10 protein-coding genes are annotated in these 11487 nt (G+C 52.0%); 5 read left to right on the top strand and 5 right to left on the bottom strand.

Going from position 1 to position 11487, the window contains the following annotated elements; translation table 11 throughout:
* Positions 1 to 40: 40 nt before the first annotated feature.
* Positions 41 to 340, bottom strand: a complete 300-nt coding sequence (locus tag HV127_RS05765) for a YsaB family lipoprotein (protein WP_182235270.1) — start codon at positions 338 to 340, stop codon at positions 41 to 43.
* A 185-nt stretch (positions 341 to 525) separates the two neighbouring features.
* Between HV127_RS05765 and HV127_RS05770 the strand changes: the two genes are divergently transcribed.
* A complete protein-coding gene (locus HV127_RS05770) occupies positions 526 to 1521 on the top strand; it encodes an acyltransferase (RefSeq protein WP_182235271.1) in 996 nt (331 codons plus the stop codon).
* A gap of 2 nt (positions 1522 to 1523) precedes the next feature.
* Here HV127_RS05770 and yiaB read toward each other — a convergent pair whose 3' ends face one another.
* The 3 genes from yiaB to xylA all read right to left on the bottom strand — a co-directional run bounded on the left by yiaB (position 1524) and on the right by xylA (position 4917).
* On the bottom strand, positions 1524 to 1901 hold the full coding sequence (yiaB, locus tag HV127_RS05775; protein ID WP_182235272.1) for an inner membrane protein YiaB: 378 nt from the start codon (positions 1899 to 1901) through the stop codon (positions 1524 to 1526).
* Between the two features lie 169 nt (positions 1902 to 2070).
* On the bottom strand, positions 2071 to 3525 hold the full coding sequence (gene xylB / locus HV127_RS05780; RefSeq protein WP_182235273.1) for a xylulokinase: 1455 nt from the start codon (positions 3523 to 3525) through the stop codon (positions 2071 to 2073).
* Between the two features lie 69 nt (positions 3526 to 3594).
* On the bottom strand, positions 3595 to 4917 hold the full coding sequence (gene xylA / locus HV127_RS05785) for a xylose isomerase (protein ID WP_110276288.1): 1323 nt from the start codon (positions 4915 to 4917) through the stop codon (positions 3595 to 3597).
* A 374-nt stretch (positions 4918 to 5291) separates the two neighbouring features.
* Between xylA and xylF the strand changes: the two genes are divergently transcribed.
* From xylF to xylR, 4 genes are all read left to right on the top strand, one after another.
* Complete coding sequence (gene xylF, locus HV127_RS05790; RefSeq protein ID WP_220471421.1) at positions 5292 to 6284, top strand: D-xylose ABC transporter substrate-binding protein; 993 nt, start codon at positions 5292 to 5294, stop codon at positions 6282 to 6284.
* A 64-nt stretch (positions 6285 to 6348) separates the two neighbouring features.
* Positions 6349 to 7890, top strand: coding sequence for a xylose ABC transporter ATP-binding protein (locus HV127_RS05795; protein WP_182235274.1), 1542 nt, complete (start codon positions 6349 to 6351; stop codon positions 7888 to 7890).
* Positions 7868 to 9049: a xylose ABC transporter permease XylH gene (xylH, locus tag HV127_RS05800; RefSeq protein ID WP_182235275.1), complete on the top strand. Its 1182-nt coding sequence runs from the start codon at positions 7868 to 7870 to the stop codon at positions 9047 to 9049. Before HV127_RS05795 ends, xylH begins: the two co-directional genes overlap by 23 nt.
* 124 nt (positions 9050 to 9173) lie before the next feature.
* Positions 9174 to 10352, top strand: coding sequence for a D-xylose utilization transcriptional activator XylR (gene xylR / locus HV127_RS05805; RefSeq protein ID WP_182235276.1), 1179 nt, complete (start codon positions 9174 to 9176; stop codon positions 10350 to 10352).
* A 58-nt stretch (positions 10353 to 10410) separates the two neighbouring features.
* Here the strand turns inward: xylR and HV127_RS05810 are convergent, their stop codons facing one another.
* Positions 10411 to 11238, bottom strand: a complete 828-nt coding sequence (locus HV127_RS05810; protein WP_181484483.1) for a protein bax — start codon at positions 11236 to 11238, stop codon at positions 10411 to 10413.
* Positions 11239 to 11487 lie beyond the last annotated feature (249 nt).

Here is an 11487-nt window from a genome sequence, read left to right on the forward strand (position 1 = left end):
TTGCGGAAATTAACGCCATCGTACGGCACCAGAGCCGCATTTAGCGCATGGAAAGATGCAAAAACTGCCCGTCCGGATCAAAAGAACAGATAAAGCGCTCATTCTGCGAGGTCATACCCGAAAGCTCATAGCTTCCCTGGAACTGTTCAACATGGCTAACATCGACCTGCCGAATGCCTGTACTGTAACGTATTGCCGCATTATCCTTGCACAATTGCTCCATATTGAGAGTCGTTTGCGGCGTTATCTGCGCTCTTTGCGCTTTTTGCTCTGGCTGAGATGGCGTCTGGCTACAGCCCGCCAGCAGAAGCAACAGCAGCCCAGAAAATACATATTTCATCACCACTTTTCTCGACCACCTTGTGAGTAAATTGTTATTGTGCAGATTGCGTAAATTGACCCAACCATTGTGCAAATCGGTCCATGTCACGACAAGTCTATGGCGATAAACTCAGATTATTCCACTGAGATACCATCGAATAATCGAAGTCAGACCCTTTTTGAGAGGACGCAATTGAGGCCCTGATGCAGGAAAAAATTAACTGGATTACCAATTTGCGCGGTATTGCTTGCCTGATGGTGGTGATGATTCATAGCACCACCTGGTACATCACTCACCCGCATACTATCAGCCTGCTGGATTGGGACATTGCTAATTTCCTTAACTCCGCATCCCGCGTCAGCGTACCGCTATTTTTCATGATTTCAGGCTATTTATTTTTCGGTGAGCGTAGTGCTCAGCCCCGGCATTTTCTGCGCATTGGCCTGTGCATCCTCTTTTACAGCGCGCTATCTCTGCTCTATATCACCCTGTTCACCCATATCAACGTCGAACTGTCGCTAAAGAATGTGCTGCAAAAGCCAGTCTTCTATCACCTGTGGTTTTTCTTCGCGATCACCGTGATTTATCTGCTCTCGCCGTTAATCCAGGTTAAACAGGTCAGCGGTAAGATGCTGCTGGCACTCATGCTGGTTATTGGCATCATGGCAAATCCCAATATGGTGGCGGTGAAAGCAGGCGGAATCGAATGGCTGCCAGTTAATCTCTATATCAGTGGCGATGCCTTTTATTATGTGCTGTACGGCATTCTGGGCCGGGCAATTGGGATGATGGACACCGATAGAAAATGGCTGACGCCACTGTGCGCAACGCTCTTTCTGGCAACAGTATGGGTGATATCACGTGGCACGCTGTATGAGTTGCGCTGGCGCGGCGACTTTGGCGATACCTGGTATTTATACTGCGGACCCGCAGTTTTTATCTGCGCGATTACCCTACTGACGCTGGCAAAAAATACGCTCAATACGCGCCAGATACCGCTTATTGCGCCAATCGCCCGCCATTCCTTAGGGATTTACGGCTTTCACGCACTGATCATCCACGCGCTTCGCGCCAGTGGGCTTGAACTGACGCGCTGGCCGTTGCTGGATATCGTGTGGATTTTTAGCGCCACGCTGCTGGGAAGCTTGCTGCTCTCAACCCTGGTTCAACGGTTCGATAGCCGTCGCCTGGTGAGCTAGGGTTATTCTGCGGAGTCTTGCTGCGCCACGCGTTTCGATACTGTTTTACGGGGCAATGTTGATGCGCCGTATAAACACACAAACCACGCCGCCACGTAGATGATCTTCTCATCCCAACCGGCGGGCACAAACATGGCGCCGACCATTAATAAACCAACTGATAGCAGGAGTACCAGGCGACATAACGAAGCAAAGCCATCATCTTTTTTACGTTCTTCTTGCATCGTACGCTGATGGGCTAACATCGCGAATATCCCCATCACCAGAACACCGAGAAAATAACCTTTACCGCTAAATAACGGGCACGTACGCCAGATACCCACCAGATAAATCAGCGCCCCGATGGCCATCAATAGCCTTGGAATAATATTATTTTTCATAGGGCCTCCCTGGCAAAAAAACAGCCCTCATTATGTACTGATGAAACGTGATTATCGGTACTTTTCGCATCCGAAATGACAAATTCGGAATATATAAATACACACAGCGAATGAATAAATCAGGACATATTCAAAGAATGGATTCGCCCCATCAACTGGGGCGAATTTATCAGGACATCAACGGTAAAAGCTGCTGATAAATCTGCCGGAAGGTTTCCCGACGAGGGGCATAACGGGCAAAACGTGCGACATCCGGACGATGAGCCTGTTCCAACGGGAGTTGCGGGAGCAGATCAGAGAATGCGACATTTTTATGTAGTGCTAACTGCGCCAGTCTCGCCGCGCCAAGCGCCGGACCGACATCGCCGCCGGTGCGAAAATCAAGCTGTTGACCGCTAATATCCGCGAGCATTTGCCGCCAGTACGCGCTGCGCGCACCGCCGCCAATCAGCGTTACGCTCTCTGGCTTAACGCCGCAGGCGTGAACAACATCCATCCCATCAGCCAGGGCATAGCCAACGCCCTCCAATACCGCTCGCGCCAGTTCCGCTGGGCCATGCTGATGGGTCAGGCCGAAAAAGACGCCTTTCGCCTGCGGATTGTTATGCGGCGTACGTTCTCCGGATAAGTAGGGCAAGAACCAGACCGGATCGGCATCGTCGTTAGCCGATTCCGCCGCTGCAATCAGCGCTGGAACCGTACCGAGACCGGTTAATTTCGCCGCCCAATCGAGGCAAGATGCCGCACTCAGCATCACCGACATCAGATGCCAGCGTCCGGGCAGCGCGTGACAGAAACTGTGAACGGCGCTTTCCGGTTTGCTAAGAAAACCGTCGCTGACGGCAAAGTAGACGCCCGATGTTCCCAGCGACAGCATCGCCTGACCGGCATCCGCCATGCCCACGCCAACCGCACCCGCCGCGTTATCGCCGCCACCGGCCACAACCAGCGCTTCCGGCATATTCCACGACTGCGCGATGGAAGAACGAAGCGAGCCCGTCACCTCACAACCTTCAAACAGCGCGGGCATGTTATCGCGGCTCAGCCCGCAAGCCGCGAGCATTTCATCGCTCCAGTCACGGCGCGCCACGTCCATCCACATCGTACCGGCAGCATCGGACATATCGCTGGCAAACTCGCCGGTCATACGTAAACGTAAATAATCTTTTGGCAGTAAAACTTTATCAACCAGGCGGAAGACTTCAGGTTCGTGCCGCTGAACCCACAGCAGCTTCGGCGCGGTAAATCCAGGCATCATCAGATTGCCGGTTATCTCCCGCGAACGGCTAACTTTCTCTTCCAGCAGCGCGCACTCTTCGCCACAGCGGCCGTCATTCCATAAAATCGCCGGGCGCAGAACGCGCTGTTGTTTATCCAGCAGCGTTGCGCCGTGCATCTGCCCGGCAATGCCTAAGGCTTTGACCTCGCGCAGAGAGTGTTGCGCGCCCAGCGCTTTCATTGCGCAGTCCGTTGCCTGCCACCAGTGTTCAGGATCTTGTTCAGACCATAGAGGGTGCGGACGCGATACGTCGAGCTTTTCGGTATGTGAAGTCACGACCTCGCCTTGCTCGTTGAGCAAAATGGCCTTAACACCCGAGGTACCCAGATCAATCCCGATATACATACAGTCTCTCCTTACTGGCGCGAATAAGCATCTGCTATAGCCAATGCCCGGGCTAGCCGGGCATCATCATTAATTATCAAACAGATAGCGATTAACAACGTTTTCCAGCAGCTCCTGATGGCCGCTTTGATGCTGCGGAGCCAGGTTATGTTGAGTCGCATACTGAGCGATTTCAGTCAGATTCATCTGCCCTTTAAGGATTTGCTGGCCCAGCTCACCGTTCCAACCGGCATAACGTTTGGCAACTCGTTTATCCAGGTCACCGCCTTCAATCATACGTGCTGCCACTTTTAAGGCCAGCGCCATAGTGTCCATCGCGCCAATGTGGCCGTAGAACAGGTCGTATTTATCGGTGCTCTGACGACGCACTTTAGCATCAAAGTTCAGACCGCCGGTGGTGAAGCCGCCCGCTTTAAGGATTTCGTACATCACCAGCGCGTTTTCTTCAACGCTATTCGGGAACTGGTCGGTATCCCAACCCAGTTGCGGATCACCACGGTTAGCATCAACGGAGCCAAACAGGCCAAGAGCGATGGCGGTAGCAATTTCGTGATGGAAAGTGTGACCTGCCAGCGTCGCGTGGTTCGCTTCGATATTCAGTTTGATCTCTTTTTCCAGACCGAACTGCTTGAGGAAACCGTACACGGTAGAAGCGTCGTAATCGTACTGATGCTTTGTCGGCTCCTGCGGTTTTGGCTCGATCAGCAGCGTGCCCTGGAAGCCAATTTTGTGTTTGTGCTCAACGACCAGCTGCATAAAGCGGCCAATCTGCTCGCGTTCCTGGCGCAGGTCGGTATTCAGTAAGGTTTCATAACCTTCACGACCGCCCCACAGAACGTAGTTTTCGCCGCCCAGTTTATGGGTCGCATCCATCGCAGTAACCACCTGAGTCGCCGCCCAGCTGAATACTTCCGGATCCGGATTCGTTGCCGCACCTGCGCCGTAACGTGGGTTAGTAAAGCAGTTCGCCGTGCCCCACAGCAGCTTGACGCCGCTCTGCTGCTGTTTTTCTGCCAGCACATCAACCATCTGCGCAAAGTTATTGGCATATTCTTTCAGGGACGCGCCTTCCGGAGAGACGTCGATATCGTGGAAGCAGTAATAAGGCACGTTCAGCTTGTGGAAAAACTCAAAAGCGACATCGGCTTTACGCTTCGCCATTTCCAGCGCTTCGCCCGGCTGCTGCCAGGGACGATTAAAGGAACCCACACCGAACATGTCAGCACCATTCCAGCAGAAGGTGTGCCAGTAGCAGGCCGCAAAGCGCAGGTGGTCTTCCATGCGTTTGCCCAGCACCAGCTCATCCGGATTGTAATGACGGAAAGCCAATGGGTTAGCGGATTTCGGGCCTTCATAACGAACGCGATCAAGTTGATCGAAATAGGTCTGCATAATGAACTCCATATTCAGAGGTGCGGCGAGTAATAAGTCATAATCCAATATAGAATTCTCCTTTTACTTTCCTCAATTACGTTATTTCACACCGCAATTGAGAGAATTCACAAACGTGCGCCAGGTCGCAAAAACAATACGTAAAACGCCTAATTTCGCTGCTTACATGATGAGAGATCAATGAAATACGATGATAATTGATTATTAAAGTACGATCACGGTCATAAATTCACAAATAAACAAAATTTCATAACCGTAAAATAAGCATAGATAATTGCCATCGCCCGTTTCCGAGTTAAAAATCTTCTCTGTATCAGGCCGTTTATTTTCATCACCCTTCTTATCCTGCACTTTACAAAAAAGGTGTTATTATTATGAAGATAAAGAACCTTTGCCTTACGCTCTGTGCCGCGCTGGTCCTCACTAGCTTTTCGGGTATCGCTAAAGAAGTTAAAATTGGCATGGCTATTGATGATCTCCGTCTTGAGCGCTGGCAAAAAGATCGTGATATTTTTGTCAATAAAGCTGAATCATTAGGTGCGAAAGTATTTGTACAATCAGCAAATGGCAACGAAGAAACCCAAATGTCGCAAATCGAAAACATGATAAATCGCGGTGTCGACGTTCTGGTTATTATTCCGTACAACGGCCAGGTGCTCAGCAATGTGATTAAAGAAGCAAAGCAAGAGGGTATTAAAGTTCTTGCTTATGACCGACTGATCAATAATGCCGATATTGATTTTTATATTTCCTTTAATAATGAAAAAGTGGGTGAAATGCAGGCCCAAAGCCTGGTCGATAAAGTCCCTCAGGGAAACTATTTTCTGATGGGCGGCTCCCCTGTCGATAATAACGCCAAGCTGTTCCGCGCTGGACAGATGAAAGTCCTCAAGCCCTATATTGATGATGGCAAAATTAAAATCGTTGGCGATCAGTGGGTCGACGGCTGGCTACCAGAAAATGCGCTGAAAATTATGGAGAACGCCCTGACCGCCAACAATAACAAAATTGATGCGGTCGTCGCCTCTAACGACGCTACCGCCGGCGGTGCTATTCAGGCCTTAAGCGCCCAGGGTCTTGCGGGTAAAGTGGCAATTTCCGGCCAGGACGCCGATCTCGCGGGCGTAAAACGCATTATCGCAGGCACCCAGACGATGACCGTCTACAAACCGATCACCACCCTTGCCACCACTGCGGCGGAGATCGCCGTCGAACTGGGCAACGATAAACAACCCCAGGCAGACGCCACGCTCAACAACGGGCTGAAAGATGTACCGTCGCGGCTGCTGACACCAATCGAAGTCAATAAAGACAATATTGATCAGACGGTGATTAAAGACGGCTTTCACAAAAAGAGCGAACTGTAATTGCTGACGCCCCTTTCCGGGGCGTTATCCTCGTCCAGCCGGATATCGCTTATGCGGAGCATCTATGTCCTGGTTACTCGAAATGAAAAACATTAGCAAAACCTTCGGTGTGGTGAAGGCGATTGATAATGTCAGCCTGCGGCTGAACGCCGGGGAAGTGGTTTCCTTATGCGGAGAAAATGGCTCCGGAAAATCCACGCTGATGAAGGTACTTTGCGGAATATATCCGCACGGAAGTTATGAAGGAGAAATTATTTTTTCCGGGGAAATATTACAGCCCGGCCATATTCGCGATACCGAGCGTAAGGGGATCGCCATCATTCACCAGGAGCTGGCGCTGGTAAAACACCTGACCGTTCTGGAGAATATTTTTCTCGGCGCGGAGATCTCTCGCTACGGCTTGCTGGATTATGAAACCATGACCTTACGCTGTGAGAAACTGCTGGCTCAGGTCAATTTATCTATTTCACCCGATACCCGTGTCGGAGATTTAGGTCTCGGTCAGCAGCAACTGGTCGAAATAGCCAAAGCGCTAAATAAACAGGTACGGCTGTTAATTCTCGATGAACCCACCGCCTCATTAACTGAACAAGAAACAGCCATTCTGCTGACTATTATTCGCGATCTGCAAAATCACGGTATCGCCTGTATTTATATTTCCCATAAACTCAATGAAGTCAAAGCCATATCAAACACCATCTGCGTAATCCGCGACGGCCAGCATATCGGCACTCGCAACGCCGATGGCATGAATGAAGATGACATCATCACCATGATGGTGGGCCGCGAGCTCACGGCACTTTATCCCAATGAAGCCCACAGCTGCGGCGATGAAATTCTGCGGGTTGAGAACTTAACCGCCTGGCACCCGGTGAATCGCCACATCAAGCGGGTCAACGACATCTCTTTCTCGCTGCGGCGCGGCGAAATTTTGGGTATTGCCGGGCTGGTCGGCGCGGGTCGTACCGAAGCGGTTCAATGCTTATTTGGCGTCTGGCCGGGCCGCTGGCAGGGAAAAATTTTTATTGATGGTCAGCAGGTAGCGATTCACAACTGCCAGCAGGCTATCGCGCTGGGCATTGCCATGGTGCCGGAGGACAGGAAAAAAGACGGTATCGTGCCAGTTATGGCGGTAGGTAAGAACATCACGCTGGCTGCCCTGAGCCAATTTACCGGCCCGCTGAGCAGCCTTGACGATGCCGGTGAGCAACACTGCATTCAGCAATCCATCCAGCGCCTGAAAATAAAAACCTCATCACCGGAACTGGCGATTGGTCGCCTGAGCGGCGGCAATCAGCAAAAGGCAATCCTCGCCCGCTGCCTGCTGCTGAATCCGCGCATTCTGATCCTCGATGAGCCCACCCGCGGCATCGACATCGGCGCTAAATACGAAATCTACAAGCTGATTAATCAGCTAGTGCAGCAGGGGATCGCCGTCATTGTCATTTCATCTGAGCTTCCCGAAGTGCTTGGGCTAAGCGACCGGGTGCTGGTGATGCATGAAGGCAAGCTGAAAGCCAATTTGATCAACCAGGACCTGACCCAGGAACAGGTGATGGAAGCCGCACTGAGGAGCGAACGCCATGTCGAAGAACACGTCGTCTGAAATAAAACTCACCCCGCCAGCCCCCGCCGCACTGTCAGGGCTAAAAGGCATGAATCTCCAGGTTTTCGTGATGATCGCCGCCATCGTGGCGATTATGCTGTTTTTCACCTGGACCACTGAAGGCGCTTATCTGAGCGCGCGCAACATCTCCAACCTGCTGCGCCAGACCGCTATCACCGGCATTCTCGCAGTCGGGATGGTGTTTGTGATTATTTCCGCCGAGATCGATCTCTCTGTCGGTTCAATGATGGGCCTGCTCGGAGGCGCGGCGGCGATTTTCGATGTCTGGCTCGGCTGGCCCCTACCGCTGACGATAGTGGTCACGCTGGCGCTGGGCCTGATACTAGGGGCCTGGAACGGTTGGTGGGTCGCCTATCGCAAAGTCCCCTCGTTTATCGTGACCCTTGCCGGAATGCTGGCGTTTCGCGGCATTCTGATCGGCATCACCAACGGCACCACCGTCTCCCCCACCAGCCCGGCAATGTCGCAAATCGGCCAGAGCTATCTCCCTGATGGCATTGGCTTCGCTATTGGCGTCGTGGGAATGGCGGCGTTTATTATCTGGCAATGGCGTGGGCGGATGCGGCGCCAGGCATTAGGCCTGACGACGCCGGCATCAACCGCAACCGTGGGTCGTCAGACTATTACCGCCGTTATCGTTTTGGGTGCAATCTGGCTGCTAAACGACTACCGCGGCGTACCGACGCCGGTACTTATCCTGGCTGCTCTGCTGCTGGTAGGCATGTTTATGGCCACGCGTACCGCTTTTGGGCGGCGCATCTACGCCATCGGCGGCAATTTGGAAGCCGCGCGCTTGTCGGGCATCAGCGTTGAACGCACCAAGCTGGCGGTATTTGCCATTAATGGCCTGATGGTAGCTATCGCCGGGCTGATCCTCAGCTCACGACTCGGAGCCGGGTCACCTTCTGCCGGTAATATTGCCGAACTGGATGCCATCGCCGCCTGCGTGATCGGCGGTACCAGCCTTGCGGGTGGCGTTGGCAGCGTCGCAGGGGCTGTTATGGGGGCATTTATCATGTCCGCGCTGGATAACGGCATGAGCATGATGGACGTCGCCACCTTCTGGCAGTACATCGTCAAAGGCGTCATTCTATTACTGGCGGTGTGGATGGATTCAGCCACTAAACGTCGAAGCTGATCGCATTACAAATAAATATGCCCGAATTATTTGCGCTACCGCCAAACTTAGGCACAAGTAGCTTGAAATAATTCGGGCATTGGTCGGTATTGTACGACCAGCGAAAGAGACCAGGAACAACACTATGTTTGAAAAGCGTCACCGTATTACGCTGTTATTCAACGCCAACAAAGCCTACGACCGCCAGGTTGTTGAAGGCGTTGGCGAATATTTGCAAGCATCGCAATTGGAATGGGACATCTTCATTGAAGAAGATTTCCGGGCGCGAATTGAAAACATTAAGGAGTGGTTAGGCGACGGCGTCATTGCCGATTACGACGACCCGGAAATTGAAAATCTGCTGATCGGCGTCGATGTTCCTATCGTCGGCGTCGGTGGCTCTTTCCATCGTCCGGAATGCTATCCGCCGGTTCACTACATCGCTACCGATAACGCCGCGCTAGTCGAAAGCGCGTTTCTCCATCTGAAAGAAAAAGGCATCAACCGCTTCGCCTTTTACGGTCTGCCCACTTCCAGCTGTAAAGGCTGGGCCGCTGAGCGCGAGCACGCGTTTTGCCAGCTGGTCGCCAGAGAAAAATATCGCGGCGTGGTGTATCAGGGTCTCGAGACAGCGCCGGAAAACTGGCAGCATGCGCAAAATCGGCTTGCCGACTGGCTACAAACATTGCCGCCGCAAACCGGAATTATCGCTGTCACCGATGCCCGCGCACGCCACGTGTTACAGGCCTGCGAGCGGCTGCATATTCCGGTCCCGGAAAAGCTGTGCGTGATTGGCATTGATAACGAAGAGCTTACCCGCTACCTGTCGCGCGTCGCTCTGTCATCCGTCGCCCAGGGCACCCGCCAGATGGGCTATCAGGCCGCGAAGCTGCTGCATCGTCTGCTGGAAAACGAAGACTTACCGTTGCAGCGGCAATTGATTCCGCCGATGCGCGTAATAGAGCGTCGTTCCACCGACTATCGTTCGCTGTCCGATCCGTCAGTTATTCAGGCAATGCACTATATCCGTAACAACGCCTGTAAAGGGATTAAGGTCGAGCAGGTGCTGGATGCCGTCGGTATCTCCCGCTCGAACCTTGAAAAGCGCTTCAAGGAGGAGGTGGGCGAGACGATTCATACGATGATCCACAGCGAAAAGTTAGAAAAAGCGCGCAGCCTGCTGGTATCGACTACGCTGTCGATTAACGAAATTTCGCAGATGTGCGGCTACCCATCGCTGCAATATTTCTATTCAGTGTTTAAGAAAGAGTACGACGTGACGCCGAAGGAGTACCGCGACCGGCACAGTGAAGTGATGATGTAGAACGCAAAGAAAAATGCCCGGGCTTGCGCACCGGGCATTAGACGACATGTATGAGCAATTACATGTGTGCGGCAATTAACCGCTGGTTATCCTGATACATCGCGAAGAGATAGTTGTTATAGCTCGACCCTTTGGTCGAATAGCCCTTCAGCTTGTGAATCATCGTGCTGGCGGTCAGCTCCTGATCGGCCTGGCGCATTTGCGCACGCGATTTACGGAACGACGAATAGGCCGGATGCGTATTCAGATTTCTCACGTAGGCCTGAACGGACTCCTCTACAGAATCAAACTGAGAGTAGCCCTTCACCGCACCGCGACAGTTTCCACCGCCACACTTCATACCAAACAGATTGTTGTTCACCCGCGCCAGCTTTGACGTTCCCCAGCCGCTTTCCGCAGCCGCCATGGTTGCTACCATGCTATTCGGAATAATGTCGACGCGCTCAAGCAGCGAATTCCATGGAATATGGCGAGTATTGCCAGACCATTTCACTTTATAGCGTGAAGCGATCTCTTTCAGGCGCGCACGCTCGCTCGGTGACCAGCGTGCATCGTACTGCTTGGTTACAAGCCAGTTACGATCGGCGGTAATCACCTGATTCTGTTTCGTAATATAAGGCATTACCGTCCGGAGAAACGCTTTTTTCCTTGGTGTCCCGGAAGGGTATTTTCGCAAATCAGGAAGTGAACTGCTCTTTACACTATTGCGAGAATACTCTTGTTTACTGCTTACCTTGCTTACTTTAACCGTACTTTTCTTCTTAACTTCTGAGGCTTTATGACTCGTTGTTGCTGTGTGTGTTGTTGCCAGCACACTACCTGAAAATAAACAGGTAAGTAACATGAGTATCGCAGCCCCATATCGTCGCATGGGAATCGATATCATTAGGTCTCCTGGTCGGATTTAATCATTCCAACACCTTGTTTTTCGCAAAAAATCGATGGTTGAATCGCGAATAGTATCAAAAATACCCAGATGACGCACCCACAGAAATAGTCCAATTCCGAAAAGCTGTCACCTGAAATCGGTTTCTGCGGCATTACATCCGCTCAAAAATGCGACAACCATCTCATTTTGCGCTCATTTTTTGAGCGCGATCACTCACCCTTATTCATCCTCCCAGGAAAAGCAGAG

It is taken from the genome of Klebsiella sp. RHBSTW-00215, from assembly GCF_014103785.1.
Taxonomy (GTDB): domain Bacteria; phylum Pseudomonadota; class Gammaproteobacteria; order Enterobacterales; family Enterobacteriaceae; genus Klebsiella.

What these genes read in the sequence shown, in the direction of transcription:
- xylB (WP_182235273.1), bottom strand. Translation starts at nt 3,525, where the DNA reads ATGTATATCGGGATTGATCTGGGTACCTCGGGTGTTAAGGCCATTTTG.
- HV127_RS05765 (WP_182235270.1), bottom strand. Translation starts at nt 340, where the DNA reads ATGAAATATGTATTTTCTGGGCTGCTGTTGCTTCTGCTGGCGGGCTGT.
- HV127_RS05810 (WP_181484483.1), bottom strand. Translation starts at nt 11,238, where the DNA reads ATGATATCGATTCCCATGCGACGATATGGGGCTGCGATACTCATGTTA.
- HV127_RS05795 (WP_182235274.1), top strand. Translation starts at nt 6,349, where the DNA reads ATGTCCTGGTTACTCGAAATGAAAAACATTAGCAAAACCTTCGGTGTG.
- xylH (WP_182235275.1), top strand. Translation starts at nt 7,868, where the DNA reads ATGTCGAAGAACACGTCGTCTGAAATAAAACTCACCCCGCCAGCCCCC.
- HV127_RS05770 (WP_182235271.1), top strand. Translation starts at nt 526, where the DNA reads ATGCAGGAAAAAATTAACTGGATTACCAATTTGCGCGGTATTGCTTGC.
- xylA (WP_110276288.1), bottom strand. Translation starts at nt 4,917, where the DNA reads ATGCAGACCTATTTCGATCAACTTGATCGCGTTCGTTATGAAGGCCCG.
- yiaB (WP_182235272.1), bottom strand. Translation starts at nt 1,901, where the DNA reads ATGAAAAATAATATTATTCCAAGGCTATTGATGGCCATCGGGGCGCTG.
- xylF (WP_220471421.1), top strand. Translation starts at nt 5,292, where the DNA reads ATGAAGATAAAGAACCTTTGCCTTACGCTCTGTGCCGCGCTGGTCCTC.
- xylR (WP_182235276.1), top strand. Translation starts at nt 9,174, where the DNA reads ATGTTTGAAAAGCGTCACCGTATTACGCTGTTATTCAACGCCAACAAA.